The organism is Erwinia sp. HR93 (assembly GCF_034555055.1).
Classification (GTDB): domain Bacteria; phylum Pseudomonadota; class Gammaproteobacteria; order Enterobacterales; family Enterobacteriaceae; genus Apirhabdus; species Apirhabdus apintestini.
This window is the reverse complement of sequence record NZ_JAXUDP010000001.1, coordinates 1,760,528-1,776,005: the sequence shown is the minus strand read 5'-3', so window position 1 is coordinate 1,776,005 and position 15,478 is coordinate 1,760,528. Positions and strand designations below refer to the sequence as shown.

Below are 15,478 nucleotides of genomic sequence, written 5' to 3'. Positions count from 1 at the left end.
ACTATTTATAGGAGAGAATTAGCTGTGACAGCAGGCGCTCCCATCCCCCCACCAGAACAAAAACCAGAATTTTAAACGGCAGTGAAATGGTCATTGGCGACACCATCATCATACCCATCGCGAGTAAAATATTGGAAACCACCAAATCAATAGCGATAAAGGGCAAATAAAGCAGTAGTCCTATCTTAAATGCTTCAACTAACTGGCTAACCATAAAAGCCGGCAGCACCACAAACAGCGAATCCTGCGAGGCCTGCGCGCGCAAATTTTTCGGCCATAGCTGCGTCGCCTGCTGGCTGAAAAAGCGCACCTGTTTACTTTGCGCGTGCTGCTGCAAAAACTGGCGATACGGCATGAGGATCTGACTATCCACCCGCTCATAAAGATTGGCTGACTCCAGTGAAAACGGCGCCTGAGTCAGACTATCGTTAATCTGATACCCCACCGGGGCCATGATAAACAGCGTAAGGATCAGTGACATGCCATAAATCGCCATATTCGGCGGCACCTGCTGAATGCCCAGCGCGTTACGCAGCAGTGAAAGCACAATCGAAATTTTCAAAAAACTACTCCCAATCACCACCAGTAACGGCAGTAAAGAAAGCAGGCATAAAATAATAATTAACGCGAGCGGCTGGTCACCATATTTAGCCAGCCATTCCATCACCGCCCCCTGGGTTTTCTAATGCTGTAGCGTCGTTCTCCACCGCTTCCGGCTGCGGTCTCATTATCTGCCCGCCGGTTAGCGTATCCACCCGCACCAGCCAGCTATCCTGTAGCGCTACCAGGCTACCATAGCCGATACAGCAGCCGTTCACCGTCAAACGCACTCCGCCAGACAGCGAGCACTCGCCCGGCAGCAGCGCCCCCGGCGCCAGGCGCGCAAGCTGCGCCAGCGAGAGCTGCATACGCCCAACCTCCGCCATCACCGTCATTGGGATCTCGCCCATTCCCGGCACCGCCGCGTCGGCGACAAAAGGATCTGCGCCGATGTGTTCAATTTCTGCGTCGCTGTCATGAAGCGTCATGATTACGCGTTTCTCCTGCAAATAGAGCCAGACCTGGCCGGCATCTATCTTCGCCGCCGTTTGCAGCACTATTCCGTCGTTAGCTTGCAGCGCCAATAGCTGTTTTAGCGTCAATTTGCCGTAACCGACGCACAGCGGCAGAGCGACCTGCAGCGGCGGCGGCGGTGCGTCCCAGCGGAGCCAGTGTGCGGTTTTATGTAACAGCGCCTGCCACGGCCAGTGCGTGAGAATGAGCGGCAAACTGCGCCCCTGCTGGCGCAGCGTCAGCGTAACCTGCCAGCCCGCCGCCAGCGCATCGCGGTGTAACTCGCCTGGGGTAAACTGCATATCCTCAAAAAATGCCTGCGCGGGAGCGAATCCCAGCGCGGTTAGCAGCGGATAAAGCGCTTCGTCATAATCAGAAAACTGGCCGGCAGGCACTTCATCAGCCAGCCACTCACCCCACTGCCGACGATCGCACCAAATATACTGGTCGGGATGGCGACTATTCGCCCAGCGTAAATCGCAGCCCTGGTGATACTCAACGGACAGCGTGGCTACCCCTTCAGGATGCTCACGCCCCGAGCCAATATGTAAACTCAGCGCACACCAGGCCGCATCATGGAATATCTGGTCCACGGATAACCTCAACGGAAATAAATAGATGGGGAAAAGCCCGGGCCAGGCGCCGAGTCAGCGCGCCGCGCAGGCGCAGTAAACGCTCCGCCGCCTCACCGCCTGCGGCGATTTCAAGCCGCAGCGCGCGTCGATCCCAGCGCGCGCGGATCTCACAGCCGGCAAGCCGCCCGTTGACGAACCGCCAGCACAGGCGATTTTGCGTCAGGTCATTGGCGTATTGGTCGCGTCGGGCGCGGTCAACGCGCTCTTTTAGCAGCGCCATAAAGCGCGCGCTTTCCTGCCCCGAGCGGTGCGCAGGCGCCGGTAGTTCATCGTCGTCCGCGCGATAGCCCCGCTCGTCGTCCCGCAGATATTGAGAAAAGGCGAAGGCGAGCGTCCGGTGCACCGGCGCACCGTCTTCACCCGGATCCCTGTCGGCAGATATCTGCTCCGGCGTCCGCGCGCTAAGAATACGCATCCTGCCCTTCCTCCAGCACATAGATCAGCTTTTCCTGCTCCACCCGGCTGCGCTGTATTGCCTGCTGCAATACGGCCTTTTCACGCTGCCACTGCTCGCACTCCTGGTGAATTTGTACCATCTCATCGTCCAGCGCCCGGTCGCGCTGAAAATGAGACTCCAGCTCGCGCTGAACTTCATGCAGGCGCTCGCGGGCAAGTTTACCTTTACTCTGCAGCCCTACTTCCCGCCACGAAATATGCAACTGTTTACGCTCTTCCATCAGCGCGTGCAGGCTATTCTGCAGCCGCTCGTAGCGCTGATTACCCGCCGCCAGCTGCTGGCGCTGGCGGCTTTCTCTGCGGCGCTTTAACGCCAATAGTTGTTCAAGCATGCGTTATCCCTCCACAACCTGTTGCAGCAAATTCAGGGTTTGTTCATAGTCGCTGTAATGATCGGTGGCCTGGCACAAAAAAGCCCGAATTGCGGGCCAGCGGCGCAGCGCTTCATCGGATTCCTCGTCCTGCCCGGGCTGGTATTCCCCCACCCGCACCAGCAGTTCAATCTCCCGATACAGGCTCATCATGCGCCGCAGTTTGCCCGCCAGTTCGCGATGTCGGGGCGTCGTCACCCGATGCATTACCCGGCTGACGCTGGCGCTCACGTCTATCGCGGGATAGTGATGGCTTTCCGCCAGCCTGCGCGACAGCACAATATGCCCGTCAATCAGCGAACGGACTTCGTCCGCCACCGGTTCGTTATGGTTATCGCCCTCCACCAGCACGGTATAGATAGCGGTGATACTGCCGGTAGGCGCCGGTCCGGCACGTTCAAGCAGGCGGGGAAGCTGAGCGAACATACTGGGCGGGAAACCGCCGGACACCGGCGGTTCACCGGCGGCCAGCCCGACCTCGCGCGCCGCGCGGGCATAGCGCGTCAGGGAGTCCACCATCAATAAAACATTCAGGCCTTTATCCCGGAAATACTCGGCGATCGTGGTAGCCGTCCAGCTCGCCTTCAGGCGCTCTAATGCCGGGCGCTCCGAGGTGGCTACCACGATTACGCTTCTGGCACGCGCCTGCGCCGACAGCACCTCCTCGGTGAACTCACGGACCTCCCGCCCGCGCTCCCCAACCAGCGCCAGCACGGTGACGTCCGCCTGCGCTCCGTCGCATAACATACTGAGCAGCGTGCTTTTTCCGCCCCCGGCGGCGGCGAAGATCCCCACGCGCTGCCCGACGCCGCAGGTCAGCACGCCGTCCAGCGCCCGCACTCCCAGCGGCATCGGCTGCTCAATCAGTGATCGGGACATCGGCTCGGGGGGGGCGGCATACAGCGGGCGCCGCCGATCGACATGTTTCAGCGCGCCGCTGAGCGGGCGCCCCAGTCCGTCCACCATCATGCCCAGCAGTGAATCATCCAGCTCGATGGTGTATTGGTCGCCGCTGGAACGCACCCACTGCCCGCAGGCTAATCCCTGCGCGGAATCAAACGGGGACAGCAGCGCCAGCTCGCCCTGCACCCCTACCACTTCCGCCAGGATTTGCTGGGGCAGAATGGTGCAAATTTCGCCGAGGCGCACCCACGGCATCACCGCCTTCAGCAGCGTCTCGCCCACCGCGACCAGGCGGCCATAGCGCCGCTGCGTCGGCGCCAGTTCCCAGCGGGGTAGGGTCAGCGTTTCCGGTAAGGCGGTGACTTCTGGTATCACTGGCAGCATTACGTCGCCTCACCGATCAATTCAATATTTCCCAGCACGTTAAGCTCCACCGCATCGCCGATTTCCTGGAACGAAACGACATTTACATCGGTCAATTCGCGTTCAATCATCTTGCGAAGGTAGCGGCGCACATCAATGGCGGTAATCAGCAGCCCGCTGCGCGCCTCACCCAGCGTCTGCTTGATTTGCTGTACGATCCGGCCGACCTGCTCCGGCTCCAGCGCCGACCAGGTTCCGGCGGCGGTCTGGCGGATTGATTCGCGGATTGCGTCCTCAATGGCGCTGCCGATAATCCAGACGTCAAGCCACGCCTCGCTGCCGATATAGCGATGAATAATGTGGCGACGCAGCGCGGTGCGCACATACTCGGTCAGGATAACCGGATCCTTTTCTTTCCCCGCCCACACAATCAGCGTTTCAAAAATGGTGCGCAAATCGCGAATCGAGATACCCTCTTCCACCAGCCGCTGAAGAATATCCGCCAGCTTGCTGAGCGGCAGCAGGCGCTGCACCTCCTTTACTAGCTCACCGTAGCTTTCTTCCATGGCATCCATCAGCACCCGCGTCTCCTGGATGCCGACAAACTCTTTCGCATAATGGCGCACCACCTGCTCCAGGCAGCCGATGAGCCGGGCTTCACCGCGCAGCGCCGCATCTTGCAGGGCAGCAGGGAGTCGGTTCTCATCGCACACGCCTATTTCCCACCCGGGAAACAGCGCAAACAGGCGCAATTCGGCGGGCCGGTCCGGCGGCGCGCGCAGCAGCACGGCGTCGCCGGCGGCGATGTCCAGCGATGCCACGCATTCTTGATACAGCGCGATGGTAAACGGCGAACCGTCAGGAGCGCGCGCGACTTCCGCCAGCGGGATCATCACCCCAAGCTGTTCAAAAATACGCCAGCGCAGCAGCAGCAGCGCTTTGTCCAGCGAGCCGCACGCCAAGTGTTCCGGCACCGACAGAGTGAGCGGGACGGAGCCGGGTTTCAGTTCAGTATTATTCTGCTGCGCCAGTCCCGGCTGGCGCTCCACGCCTTTTTTGTTGCCCCACATCGGCCTACCGCACAGCGCCCAGCCGCCCGCGCCCAGCAGCGCCGAAAGTGTTAAAAACACCGCCGTCGGAAACCCCGGCAGCAGTGCGAACAGCAGCAGCATGCCACAGGCTAAAAATAGCGGTCTGGGCTGACCCGCCATCTGCCCGGTAATTTCGCTGGCAAGATTCTGCCGCTCCTGGCCGGGCACTCGGGTGACGATTATCCCGGCGGTTATCGAAATCAGCAGCGCCGGAATTTGGGAGATAAGCCCGTCGCCGACCGACAGAATCGCGTAGGTTTGCAGCGCTTCACTCGCCGACATTCCGTGCACAAACATCCCCACCGCCACACCGCCGAAAATATTCACCATCACGATAATCATCCCGGCAATAGCGTCGCCTTTTACAAACTTCATCGCGCCGTCCATCGCCCCGTACAGCTGGCTCTCTTTCTGCACCATTGAACGCTGGCGCCTCGCTTCCTGAGCGTCAATGGTGCCGGCACGCATATCGCCGTCGATACTCATCTGCTTGCCGGGCATACCGTCCAGCGAAAAGCGCGCGCCAACCTCCGCCACGCGCTCCGATCCTTTGGTAATGACGATAAATTGCACGATAGTGATGATCGAAAAGATGATCAGGCCAATGCCCAGATTGCCGCCGACCACAAAATTACCGAAGGTATAAACAATATCGCCGGCATCGTGCTGCAACAGTATTAAACGGGTGGTGCTTATGCTAAGCGACAGGCGGTACAGTGTGGTGATTAGCAGCACGGAAGGAAAAGCCGAAAATTCCAGCGGTTCGCGCACATAGACGGCAATCATCATCAGTAATAATGAAATCGTCAGGTTAATGGCTATCAGTACGTCGACCAGTAGCGTTGGCAGCGGCAGGATAATCATGAAGACCGCGAGGATCAGAATGATGGCTAAAATGATGTCCTGTCGCCCGGCCAGTAGCCGCAGCCAAGAAGTTAATTTTTGCATTATCGGTACGCGATTTTTATCCAGGGTGTAAGCAGGCGCAAAAGCGCCCGGTAAGTCATCAGGAGCCGCTCCGCGCTGGCGTCATCGGCAACAGATGCACTGACCGCAACGCCCCGGGTAAGGCGGCACGGGCGCACCAGTACGCCGTTTAAGCGCTCCGGGTCTGCGCGCTGAAACAGCGCCAGCATCTGCTCCTCATCGGGCTGCACCGGCGCCGTAATCGTGACGCACAGCCGCTGCAAAAACAGCGTGATATGCAGTTGATGATCGGAAAAGGCGATACTCAGCGGGCTGGTTACCGTCATTGCTGGCACGCGCGCCAGAGTAAGAAAGCGCTCCAGATGGCGTTGAGTTTGTAGTCCCATGGCGTTCATAAGAATACGGGCGACGGCTTTTTTAGTTGCCCCCCTCTTCCCCCCACTGTTCCTGTAATTGTTCAAACGCCTCCATAAGCTGCACGCTCTGCTCCTCATCCTGAAAACACAGGGCTGGCAGCAGGCTCAGTAGCTCCAGCATGCGCCGCAGGTAAATAAATACTTTGTCGCCTGCAATCCCCATTTCGCGCATTCGGGCTTCAACCCAGTCGGGATACACCCAGCTTTGTTCAATTAACATCAGCACCGCTGCCAGCATCTGTTCTGCGGGAACATCAACGCTAAACGCCACGGAAGCGCAGTGCTCTTCCATGCTAAAAAACAACAGCAGGCGTTTAAGTTCGTTAATTGCGGCGACGACTCTGGCGGGCTGATGGTCAGCGTCCTGGCGCAGGTCCAGCGCCAGCGCGCGGATTAATAGCTTCAGGCGCAGGCGCCTGTCCGGCCATTCGCGCACTTCTTCAAACCATTCGATTATTCCCTGCGGCTGCTCTTCATCTTCATTACGCGTACGCTGATAAAGCTGACGCAGCGGCAGCAGAGAGGCGCTATTCATCATGGCGCCGGTTTCCAGCCAGGCGAACACATCAATCGCCAGCGATTCGTCTTCCAGCAGGCGCGACAGCGCATCTTCCAGCCGCCGCCGGCGCTTTTGCTCCAGCCGCGGGTCGCCCAGCAGTGAGGCAAGTAGCAGCGCCATCGCCCCTTCAGGAACGCCGCCCTGGCGCATTTGCTCCAGCGGATCGCCCTGCGAACCCAGCGTGGAAAAACGCGCGCTCAGCTCGACTAACGCCTGGCCTTCAACCTTAGGCACCCAGCGCATCAGCATGTCCTGTAGCGCCTGGCCTGCGCCGCTATCGCCGCTTTTACGCGCCGTGTTTTGCCGCAGCCGCGATCCCATCACCAGGCTCATGGACTCCATGGTTTCCATCAGCGACGCCGTTCGAATTTCCTGAATTTCTGCCTGAATCGGATCGCCGGCCGGTATAATCTGGCGCGGCGCACTCTGAATTTGGCGCTCCTGCTCCGCGTCCAGCATGCCCGCATAGCGCGCACCGCCCAGGTTATCAATTTGGCTCATACAGTTGCGTCCACTCCAGTGAAGACAGCGCCTGGCAAAGCTGCGCTATTTGACCGGGCAATTTCAGCTCAATACGCACCATTGGGCTTTCCAGACAGGCGTCGCCCGCCAGCAGCGCGCCATCGCGCACCACGGTCAGCGGCAGGCGCAGAATCTCTTCAGGCAGCCGTTCAAACAGCGCCGGTGCCACCTTTAGCGTCAGCGGGTGCGTATCGTGGAATTCCTGGCAAAGTGACGCGAGCTGTTCGCTCAGCATCTGCTCCCAGGGAATACGCTGGCTGATAGCGCTAAGCCGCGCCGCCAGCCCGTGCGCAATCTGGTGCGTAAGCCGCTGATACACCTGATGTTCCCAGTGCTGCTGCTCGATAAGCCAGCCGAGTGCGGCATTCGTGCCCTGTTCCTTCGCCTGTTGTAACTGCCGCGCGCAGTGTTTTTGGTGCATCCGCTGCGCCTGCGCAAGTCTGCGGCGCAAGCGCGCTCGCTGCGCGTGATTTCGCGCGCGGGCCTGCTGCAAATATCGCGCTGCTCGCCTGCGGGCGTCCTGAATAATCTCTTCGGCCTGCGCCAGCTTCGCCATCTCAGCGCGGGGCACCACGGTCGCGCCGGACCAGCGCCCGCCCAGCCGGATAATGTTCAATGTCGTTATTCGCTTCACAAAAAACGCTCCAGACGCATAAATAGCCCGGTATCTAACGCCACGGTCGGCGCGGGAGCATCTGCCGGCGCGGGGAGTACATAGCGCACGGCCTGCCACACCGGATCGTCAGCCAAAGCCAGCTCCAGCGCCTTTACGCCGCAGCGCCCGGCAAACGAAGCCAGCTCCTGCGGCGCGACATCCGCTGAACCGTGCCCGTAGCGCCACATTCCCCACAGCTGCTGGCGCTGTTGCTCATCAAGCCAGCCGGCGAGCGCGTCACGATAGGGGCGCCACAATACATAGTCAGGGCAGCCGGATAAGAGCAACCCCAGCGCCAGCATTAACATCGGCAGACGCGGCACCCCGCGCAGCAGCGCCGCCTGCAGCGGCGTAAACGCCCCGCCGACGCCCGGGAATCCGCTCTCTGGAAATGCCCGACGTCGGCAAATCAGGCGATCCAGCTCGCGACGTACCTGCGGAAGCCGCCGTCGGTAATGCTGCTGCCAGTCGGCCAATCCCAGCGCCTGCCACCAGGCTTCGTGCATGTGATAGCCGGGCTGCCATAACAGGCGGTGATACAAAATCCGGCTACTGTCCATACGCTCGGTTCCGGGATTTGCGCCGCTCGTACCAGACGGCAACGCCCGCCGCCAGCCATAATCCCCCCACCAGCGGCCAACGCCACGCGCTCAGGCGCTGGGCGGTGGATAACATCGTTTTTTTGGCGCTCTGCGCCCGCTGCACCACCGGTCCTGGTGCGCCCTGCGATGAAGTCGCCGCTGGCAATACCGGCGGCGCATCATCGGGCAGAGTCTGCATTGATGAGGCGAAACGATAATTGACCGGCTGGACGATGAGCGAGATGCGCTCTTTCTGGACCCCGGGAAGCGCATTGGCAATCAGGTTTCTGAGCTGCGCACTGAAGGCCTTTAGGTTGACTTCAGGGGTATATTTCACCAGTACAGAAACGGAAGGCGCCGCGCCGCTTTTCTCATCGCCGTCCGGGAGGCTCGAAATCACCGCGTTGGCGGAAATCACGCCTTCAATATTGCCAAGCATTCGCTCAAGGCTCTGTTCCCGCAGGAACTGGATTTTGGCCTGCTCCTGAGAAGGCGAGGTCACCAGTTGGCCGGACGGGAACAGTTCCTCCACGGAGCGATAGGCGCGGCGCGGGAAGCCGTTCTGGCGCAGGATTTCTACCGCTTTGACGAAGTCGCTTTTTTCCACCTGCAGCGTGAGCCCGCCGCTTTTATCCAGCGTCTTACTGGCATCTATTTGATTGCTGGCCAGCAGCGCCAGCATCTGGTTGGCATCAACTTCAGACAAATTGCTGTATAAGCCGACTTTACAGCCGCCAAGCAACAGCGCTATCGACAGCAGCGCGGCACGAGACATTCTGTTCATTGCATGGATACCAGCTTATTTACGGCCAGGGTGAAAGAACCTGCGATTTTGGCAACCACATCCACACCCACGACGCTGCCCGCCAGTTGCTGCTGTGCCAGCAGCGCGTTTTCAGGGGAGATCTGCTTCAGCAGCGAAGTATCGCGCAGGCCAGAGATCAGCGTTTGCTGCGCCTGCTGCAGATGATTAACCACGGCGTGTTCCGGCACCGCGCTGCCGCCCGCCAGCAGGTGCTGCATGAACGCCTCCACCTCCTGATTTGACGCGGCGCCGGAAGTTTCACTGCCGTTTGCCATGCGCAATACGTCAGCGGCCTGAATGGGTGAAATAGCCATGGATTGTTCCTTACTGAGGTAAAAGGCCCGCCGGCTTATGAGCCCGCCAGCGAGAGTAGTTGTTCCAGTGGGTTATAGTCGGGTGACGTCAAATACGGGCTGTCAAGAAATAGTGCAAGAATGTCATCGCACTGCTGGCGCGTTCCGGCGTCGGGAATAAGCCACGGCAGCGCGTCACGCAGGCAGCACGCCTGCTGGCTGAGCCGGTGATTCGCGGCCGCCAGCGCGCTCATTACCAGCAACCGGCGCAGTGAACGAGGGAGTGAAACCATAATGGAGTCCTGATTACTATTACTGAGATTGCCGCTCACTCAAACGCACCGCGTTTTCACCAGCCCGCTCGGGTAAATACGGGCTTAGAAATAGCGCAATAATATCGTCGAACCGCTGGCGCGCGGCGGCGCAACTCAGGCACAGCCGCGCGTCGCACAGACCGTGCGCACACTATCCGCAGCCAGCGGATGAATGTAGAGGCAAAGATGTTAGGCCATACTAGTTAATTTTATTGATAATACCGCTTACTAAATCGCGTACCGTTTTAATTAACCCGCTCTGGTAATTAACTAATGAAGAGTATTTTTGCAGCGCAAATTGCATCTGCAGCATCGCAGCGGGATCGTTAATATCAACATCACCTAAAGAACTTTCTAATCCTTGCGCATTACTTGACGTTTGCTGCGCCAATTGTGAAATAATAGATTCCAGACTCATTCTATTTCCTTAGCAGATTTCAGCGTAGTGAAATGGGCGAGTTTATTATCCCGCCACTGGGATGGAGATGAGGAAAATCGTTTACGGAACGACTCGGAAAAATAAGCGTGATTGCTAAACCCACAGTGATTTGCCACATCGGCAATCGACATAGTAGTACACCCCAGTAAATAACAGGCGCGCGTTAATCGCGTTTCCTTCAGCCAGCTTTTTGGCGTAATTCCGTAGCGACTTTTAAATAAAAAATTTAATTTCTTCATACTTAAGCCCAACATTTGCGCATAGCGTTCGGTGGGCCAGGGATTAAAAGCGTGCTCTTTCATGAATCCAATAAGTTCACCGCCCTCATTCATTAGAGAAAAGAACATAGAAGAGAAATAGTTCCAGTCCTTCGATAGACAATAATGAATCAGAAAGGGAATAGAGAAACCTTTATCCGAGCCCATAAAAAACTGGATCGCCTTTAACGGAGATTCAGAAAAGTCGAGCATACGAAAGGTGTTCTTTTCATAGCTGCACGGGGCTTCATACAGGCTATCACACAGACTATCGCAGGTTTCCAGCAGTTGCTGCATACTGCATTCCAGCGTAATAAACTCCCCTTCCATTAAAATTTCATACGTTTCGCGAAATACCATGAGTGTATTCGCCTCAACCCGAAAGTTTTCATAGTTGAAGCGAACAAAATTAGGCTGCACAAATATGACAAATCTCAACATGGTAATGACTTCCTACGGCAGGTTGAAATAAACCGCGCCGCTGAACATTTCCTGAAAATAAAGCAGACGCGGTAAGCGCCTGCTTTAATCTACTTACCTGTATATACCAGCCAGGGTTCTCCTTTGATGGTGACGGTTTTGGCTCCCTGTCGAAGTAATATATCTTTCATTTTACTTCTTAGCTGTTTTTGACGCGGAGAACCATAATTCGCAATCATGCCGCGAATTTCTGTCACCTCTTTAATAGAGATAATAATATCGCGCCATAAATGAATTAAAGCTCCTACCGCACTTTCCAGCCCCCGCGTATCCTGCACTGCCTGAATATCGCAAATGAGTAATATATTGCCTTCCCGCCGCCACGTCATAGAATAGAAGCGCGTACTAAACTCCCAGCCTAAGCGGTACCCTGTATTTTGAAACCATGCCGGACGTAACGCGTGCCCCTGTAATTGCAAATAGCGGCAAACGGGGTCCTGTTGCATTTCCATGGCGTTATTTCCAGTGGGTTGCGTTCACCATTGCGCCATAGAGATCGGTTAGACTACGCGTCGCTTCCACCATTTTTTGCGAATAGGCGCGCATATTATTGGCATCAACGTCACGCTGTTTATCATAGATAATCTGACTGTCTTTAATATAGTCGGCGGCGATTTGGGCGCTGCTGGCTTCGCGGCTTGCCGATGCAGCAACGCTATTCCCTATCGCACCGGACACCGCTGGCAGGGTCTGCATCATGCCTGCGGTTAATTCCTGCCGATGGGAGCGATAGGTGTCGGGATGCAGCTTTTGCAGCTTTGCGTCCAGTTTATTAAAGCCGTCAAGCTTACGGCTAATCCACGTTTCCGCAGATTTCTTCTCCGCCGCGCTGAGATTCGGGCTGCGCATTTTTTCTTCAAGCCAGTCGGTACACGCGCTGCGCTGCTCGGCTATCTTTTTACTGACCTCCAGATGGGTAGCGCTTCCTTCGCCGGCGGTTTTCAACAGCCCTGCCTGAAAAACCCCCTCTTCCTGCGCGCCGCGCGCCGCCCATTGCTCATCAAGCGACTTCAACCCTTCGCGACGAGAAGGGCGTTCGAGCCACTTCGTGGTTTTGCCGTCGATTTTAGCCAGCTGCGTATTCAGGCTGGTGGCTTTTTTCTCCGTCAAATAGCCCGAAGGGTTCTTCTTAAATAACCCACCGCCCACGGCGGTTGCGACGCCAAGCCCGGCGCCCACGCCGCTGAAAATACTGTTGATCATCGTCGCTTTTTTATTCGCGTCCGCGGCATCGTGTTTCTTAGCCACCGACGATTTCGCCATATCAAAACTGTTGATGCTCTGCGATACGCCAAGCTTCTGTAATAGATCGCGCTGCTTCTGAAAAACTTTTTGCAGCAGCACGATGAGATCGTCGATATGCATGGCACCGGCGCCGCCGCTGACAGCGCCTGACACAGTGCTATCGGTTCGCGACGCCGACGTCGTGGTTACTGATGAAGAAATTACCGTCATTTTATACTCCTTTGTTTACACCATTGAGCCTGCAAGCCGGGAGCGCAAAGACCCCGTATCGGCGATCGCCTGACTGGCGCTTTGCGCGACGGTTGCGGCTCGCGAAATGACATTTTCCAGCCGGGACGCTGCGGCCTTTTGCGCGTCCTGCAGCCACGCCATTTGCAGCTCATCCCAGCTTACCGTGGCGGCGATATGGCCAATATCGCCCTGCAGTTCGGCCTTTTTATAGCCCAACACCGACTGCGAGACGCCGTCGCCTACCGCGGTCACCGCCTGAATTCGCTGCGTCCAGCGCATTATGCCCGCGAACATTTGTCGGGTGTTGGAGCCGAAGAATTGCCCAATCCGACCGCCGACGCTGCCCAACATACCGCCCATCATGTTCATGGTGCAGGCCATCATGGCGATGCCCGCCAGCATATCGCCCACCCGATCGGCGGTTTTCAGCCACTCCGGCGCTTCATCGCCCATCACTTTATTGGCGATAGAGAAGCCTGCAGCGACGCTGGTAACGGCCAACAGCCCCAGCGTCATAGGCAATGACATTGGGCACAGCAAGCTTGAGACGATGGCCAGCGGCAGGGCAATTTCACTGATATTTTCCTGGATCCAGTCGAGAGCCTCCTTGATGCCGGGAATTTTCTTAATTAAATCGATAACCGGTTTGATAATGACCTCAAACAACTTGGTTATCGGGCTGAAAATCGCGTGCCAAAAGCTGGCTTTCTTTGACATTTGCGCCTGTTCCTGCGCTTTGGCCAATTGTTCCCGATAATCAGCAACCTTTTTATTGGTGAGCCGCTCCTGAGCGTCTCCGTGGATTTTGATAGTTTTGCTGATGGCGCTGGCGCTATCGCCGAAGGTTTTCAGCCCGAGCGTTGACGCCTGCAGCAGCAGGCCGTCCAGCGGCACCTGCACCAGGCTACTTAATGAAACGCGGTTATCCTGTAAGATATGCTGCGCCGCCCGCTGCGCCTGAGCCTCATCTACCGTGGCGGCAGCGGGCGGCAGCACCATCGCCAGCGCTCGCATCGCTGCAGGATCCAGTGCTACGGTATCTGCATCGGCATCTACCGCGCGCGCCCCGCCCGTCAGCCCGGCGTCGTGCGGCGCAGGCGCGGCATCGCCACTGCGTTTGGCCCGCGCAGCGGTAACCTCCAGCTCATCTTCCTCTATGAATGCTTCCCGATCGGGGGCGTGGCGGGAGCCAGACTCTCCATCCTGCTGCTGGGGGTAGCGCGCGCTCACCAGCGGTTCTGCATCGGCGAGGCACGGCTTTTCCTGCTTAGCACCGACGCCATCCGCGCTTTCCCGGTGGAGCAACTTTTCGTCAGCGCCCTCAAGCAGGCTTTTAACGGTTTCCCGGCAGGCCGGCTGCGTTTTTGCCAGATGCTTTAGCGCGCCGGTGAGCGCCTCACCGCCGCCCCGACGCACCGCCGTGGAAAGCTGTGAACTCAACTGTTTTAACGCCTCCGGCGTCACCTTACCCTGCTGAAACTGCGCGATGAGCCTGCGCAGCGGCGCGCTTTGCGGCACGCCGGGCTGCTTTAGCGCCTGAGCAAGCCGCTGGGCGGCCTGCTGCGCCACCGCAGGCGCCGTGTCCAGCGCGCGGATTTGCGTCTGGTAGCGCACGCAGACATTATCCAGCGCGCGATGTACCTGGGTCTCACGCGGTGCGGCCATTTCCACCAGCGGCGCAAGCTGCCGGATGATATCGGGTTTGACCTCCGGTACCTGCTGCATTAATCGCATGACGCTATCCGCCATTCCCGCGCCGCTGCCGCCCGCCTGCGCCACGCTGCCTAAAAACTGCATGACCTGAGCGCCCGTGACCATCGGCGCCGCCGTGTGACCGTTTCCTAACGTTTGTGAACTGAGCGTTTGATTTAACGCGTTATGATTCATGATGTCGCTCCTGTGTAGTTTGCTGCCGACAAAGGGCAAGCTGCTGATGCGCGTCTGCGCTCAGCGCGCGCCATTCGGCGCGTCCGTTCGCAAGCGTTAGCGCGCCCTGATAAAGCTCGCCCGCGCTTTCCCATTGCTGCAGCGCCGCCGCGCTGCGCGCCAACAGGCTGACCGGACGGGGATCGGTGACCAGGATTTGCGCCGCCTGAATCAGATACACCACCGCATCCTGATGCGCGTTAGTGAGCTGGCAGGCGACGCCCAGCGAAAGCAGGTAATCGCTGTTCCACGCGTCGCAATAGACCAGTAGCTGAAACAGATTACGCGCGCTGGCCGCCTTTCCCTGCTGCAAGAACTGGCAGCCATAGCGCCACAGCCTATCCATCTCCTCCGGCGAGGTATCGTTTAGCATCCGCAGCGAGCCGCCGCCGGCGAAAAACGCCCGTAGCTGCCCGATATGAGAGGCGTCCATCATTAACGGATCCCCTGCGCGATAGTTTTATTCATGTCCGAGAGCATGCTTTGCAGACTGTTGATTAACGAGACGCAAACGTTATAGGTCTGCATCATTTTCTGTAGCTGCAGCTGGGCGGTAGAGATGAAGTCAGACGCGCGGTTGCCTATGTTATCCAGCGCCCCTTTAATCGCGGTTAATTGCCCCTGATCGAAACTTTTTTTCGCCGGATTACCGGCGCTGATGTGCCCCTTATCGTCCGCCCAACCCCATTTTCCTGAGTCATCGAAACCGCATACCCCATCGATGGCGATATGATTCTCTTCCAGATACTTTTTCACATCATCGGGGATATCGGCCTTCGCTTTGCTGTCTCCTTTAGCAGACAACTGCGCCAGCACCGCATCCACCTGCGAAGCGTAATTTTGCGCATCCCGAGAGATGGCGGAGTTCTTTTCCATATCGGCATAGCTGGCGTTCGCCTGGTCGGAAAGCATCTGCATAAACAGGAACAGCACGCTCAGGCCATACGAGAATACGC

The 15,478-nt window shown here is 57.8% G+C and carries 19 protein-coding genes and 1 pseudogene; all 20 read right to left on the bottom strand.

Features of this window, described 5'->3' with window-relative positions:
• Position 1: 1 nt before the first annotated feature.
• On the bottom strand, positions 2-664 hold the full coding sequence (sctR, locus tag SFA31_RS08210; protein WP_322837552.1) for a type III secretion system export apparatus subunit SctR: 663 nt from the start codon (positions 662-664) through the stop codon (positions 2-4).
• Positions 648-1,646: a FliM/FliN family flagellar motor switch protein gene (locus SFA31_RS08205; protein ID WP_322837551.1), complete on the bottom strand. Its 999-nt coding sequence runs from the start codon at positions 1,644-1,646 to the stop codon at positions 648-650. The genes sctR and SFA31_RS08205 overlap by 17 nt, the downstream gene beginning before the upstream one ends.
• Positions 1,627-2,103 (bottom strand): hypothetical protein, encoded by a 477-nt coding sequence (locus tag SFA31_RS08200; protein WP_322837550.1) that lies wholly within the window; start codon positions 2,101-2,103, stop codon positions 1,627-1,629. Before SFA31_RS08200 ends, SFA31_RS08205 begins: the two co-directional genes overlap by 20 nt.
• Entirely contained in the window at positions 2,090-2,476 is a 387-nt protein-coding gene (locus SFA31_RS08195; protein WP_322837549.1) for a hypothetical protein, read from the bottom strand. The genes SFA31_RS08200 and SFA31_RS08195 overlap by 14 nt, the downstream gene beginning before the upstream one ends.
• 3 nt (positions 2,477-2,479) lie before the next feature.
• Positions 2,480-3,802 carry a type III secretion system ATPase SctN gene (gene sctN / locus SFA31_RS08190; protein WP_322837548.1) on the bottom strand — a complete coding sequence of 441 codons (1,323 nt, stop codon included), beginning with the start codon at positions 3,800-3,802 and terminating at the stop codon, positions 2,480-2,482.
• Complete coding sequence (gene sctV, locus SFA31_RS08185) at positions 3,802-5,820, bottom strand: type III secretion system export apparatus subunit SctV (RefSeq protein ID WP_322837547.1); 2,019 nt, start codon at positions 5,818-5,820, stop codon at positions 3,802-3,804. The genes sctN and sctV overlap by 1 nt, the downstream gene beginning before the upstream one ends.
• A complete protein-coding gene (locus tag SFA31_RS08180; protein ID WP_322837546.1) occupies positions 5,820-6,185 on the bottom strand; it encodes a hypothetical protein in 366 nt (121 codons plus the stop codon). Before SFA31_RS08180 ends, sctV begins: the two co-directional genes overlap by 1 nt.
• A 31-nt stretch (positions 6,186-6,216) precedes the next feature.
• Complete coding sequence (locus SFA31_RS08175; protein ID WP_322837545.1) at positions 6,217-7,275, bottom strand: TyeA family type III secretion system gatekeeper subunit; 1,059 nt, start codon at positions 7,273-7,275, stop codon at positions 6,217-6,219.
• A complete protein-coding gene (locus tag SFA31_RS08170; RefSeq protein ID WP_322837544.1) occupies positions 7,262-7,930 on the bottom strand; it encodes a hypothetical protein in 669 nt (222 codons plus the stop codon). Before SFA31_RS08170 ends, SFA31_RS08175 begins: the two co-directional genes overlap by 14 nt.
• The gene (locus tag SFA31_RS08165) at positions 7,927-8,511 is read right to left on the bottom strand and encodes a type III secretion system domain-containing protein (RefSeq protein WP_322837543.1); all 585 of its coding nucleotides are present in this window, start codon (positions 8,509-8,511) and stop codon (positions 7,927-7,929) included. Before SFA31_RS08165 ends, SFA31_RS08170 begins: the two co-directional genes overlap by 4 nt.
• Positions 8,501-9,316, bottom strand: coding sequence for a type III secretion system inner membrane ring lipoprotein SctJ (sctJ, locus tag SFA31_RS08160; RefSeq protein WP_322837542.1), 816 nt, complete (start codon positions 9,314-9,316; stop codon positions 8,501-8,503). The genes SFA31_RS08165 and sctJ overlap by 11 nt, the downstream gene beginning before the upstream one ends.
• Positions 9,313-9,651, bottom strand: a complete 339-nt coding sequence (sctI, locus tag SFA31_RS08155) for a type III secretion system inner rod subunit SctI (protein WP_322837541.1) — start codon at positions 9,649-9,651, stop codon at positions 9,313-9,315. Before sctI ends, sctJ begins: the two co-directional genes overlap by 4 nt.
• A gap of 35 nt (positions 9,652-9,686) precedes the next feature.
• Positions 9,687-9,923 carry a DUF1039 domain-containing protein gene (locus SFA31_RS08150; RefSeq protein WP_322837540.1) on the bottom strand — a complete coding sequence of 79 codons (237 nt, stop codon included), beginning with the start codon at positions 9,921-9,923 and terminating at the stop codon, positions 9,687-9,689.
• Between the two features lie 220 nt (positions 9,924-10,143).
• Positions 10,144-10,362, bottom strand: coding sequence for a type III secretion system needle filament subunit SctF (sctF, locus tag SFA31_RS08145; RefSeq protein WP_322837539.1), 219 nt, complete (start codon positions 10,360-10,362; stop codon positions 10,144-10,146).
• Positions 10,359-11,081, bottom strand: a complete 723-nt coding sequence (locus SFA31_RS08140; protein ID WP_322837538.1) for an AraC family transcriptional regulator — start codon at positions 11,079-11,081, stop codon at positions 10,359-10,361. The genes sctF and SFA31_RS08140 overlap by 4 nt, the downstream gene beginning before the upstream one ends.
• An 89-nt stretch (positions 11,082-11,170) precedes the next feature.
• Positions 11,171-11,572: a hypothetical protein gene (locus SFA31_RS08135; RefSeq protein WP_322837537.1), complete on the bottom strand. Its 402-nt coding sequence runs from the start codon at positions 11,570-11,572 to the stop codon at positions 11,171-11,173.
• A 4-nt stretch (positions 11,573-11,576) separates the two neighbouring features.
• A complete protein-coding gene (locus tag SFA31_RS08130) occupies positions 11,577-12,575 on the bottom strand; it encodes a hypothetical protein (protein ID WP_322837536.1) in 999 nt (332 codons plus the stop codon).
• Positions 12,576-12,590: 15 nt separating this feature from the next.
• Positions 12,591-14,483, bottom strand: a complete 1,893-nt coding sequence (gene sctE / locus SFA31_RS08125) for a type III secretion system translocon subunit SctE (protein ID WP_322837535.1) — start codon at positions 14,481-14,483, stop codon at positions 12,591-12,593.
• Positions 14,473-14,958: a tetratricopeptide repeat protein gene (locus SFA31_RS08120; RefSeq protein ID WP_322837534.1), complete on the bottom strand. Its 486-nt coding sequence runs from the start codon at positions 14,956-14,958 to the stop codon at positions 14,473-14,475. Before SFA31_RS08120 ends, sctE begins: the two co-directional genes overlap by 11 nt.
• A pseudogene (locus SFA31_RS08115) lies at positions 14,958-15,470 on the bottom strand (secretion protein EspA); the annotation flags it as partial. The pseudogene SFA31_RS08115 and the gene SFA31_RS08120, both read right to left, overlap by 1 nt.
• Positions 15,471-15,478 lie beyond the last annotated feature (8 nt).

What these genes read in the sequence shown, in the direction of transcription:
- sctR (WP_322837552.1), bottom strand. Translation starts at nt 664, where the DNA reads ATGGAATGGCTGGCTAAATATGGTGACCAGCCGCTCGCGTTAATTATT.
- SFA31_RS08200 (WP_322837550.1), bottom strand. Translation starts at nt 2,103, where the DNA reads ATGCGTATTCTTAGCGCGCGGACGCCGGAGCAGATATCTGCCGACAGG.
- SFA31_RS08195 (WP_322837549.1), bottom strand. Translation starts at nt 2,476, where the DNA reads ATGCTTGAACAACTATTGGCGTTAAAGCGCCGCAGAGAAAGCCGCCAG.
- sctN (WP_322837548.1), bottom strand. Translation starts at nt 3,802, where the DNA reads ATGCTGCCAGTGATACCAGAAGTCACCGCCTTACCGGAAACGCTGACC.
- sctV (WP_322837547.1), bottom strand. Translation starts at nt 5,820, where the DNA reads ATGCAAAAATTAACTTCTTGGCTGCGGCTACTGGCCGGGCGACAGGAC.
- SFA31_RS08180 (WP_322837546.1), bottom strand. Translation starts at nt 6,185, where the DNA reads ATGGGACTACAAACTCAACGCCATCTGGAGCGCTTTCTTACTCTGGCG.
- SFA31_RS08175 (WP_322837545.1), bottom strand. Translation starts at nt 7,275, where the DNA reads ATGAGCCAAATTGATAACCTGGGCGGTGCGCGCTATGCGGGCATGCTG.
- SFA31_RS08165 (WP_322837543.1), bottom strand. Translation starts at nt 8,511, where the DNA reads ATGGACAGTAGCCGGATTTTGTATCACCGCCTGTTATGGCAGCCCGGC.
- sctJ (WP_322837542.1), bottom strand. Translation starts at nt 9,316, where the DNA reads ATGAACAGAATGTCTCGTGCCGCGCTGCTGTCGATAGCGCTGTTGCTT.
- sctI (WP_322837541.1), bottom strand. Translation starts at nt 9,651, where the DNA reads ATGGCTATTTCACCCATTCAGGCCGCTGACGTATTGCGCATGGCAAAC.
- SFA31_RS08150 (WP_322837540.1), bottom strand. Translation starts at nt 9,923, where the DNA reads ATGGTTTCACTCCCTCGTTCACTGCGCCGGTTGCTGGTAATGAGCGCG.
- sctF (WP_322837539.1), bottom strand. Translation starts at nt 10,362, where the DNA reads ATGAGTCTGGAATCTATTATTTCACAATTGGCGCAGCAAACGTCAAGT.
- SFA31_RS08140 (WP_322837538.1), bottom strand. Translation starts at nt 11,081, where the DNA reads ATGTTGAGATTTGTCATATTTGTGCAGCCTAATTTTGTTCGCTTCAAC.
- SFA31_RS08135 (WP_322837537.1), bottom strand. Translation starts at nt 11,572, where the DNA reads ATGGAAATGCAACAGGACCCCGTTTGCCGCTATTTGCAATTACAGGGG.
- SFA31_RS08130 (WP_322837536.1), bottom strand. Translation starts at nt 12,575, where the DNA reads ATGACGGTAATTTCTTCATCAGTAACCACGACGTCGGCGTCGCGAACC.
- sctE (WP_322837535.1), bottom strand. Translation starts at nt 14,483, where the DNA reads ATGAATCATAACGCGTTAAATCAAACGCTCAGTTCACAAACGTTAGGA.
- SFA31_RS08120 (WP_322837534.1), bottom strand. Translation starts at nt 14,958, where the DNA reads ATGATGGACGCCTCTCATATCGGGCAGCTACGGGCGTTTTTCGCCGGC.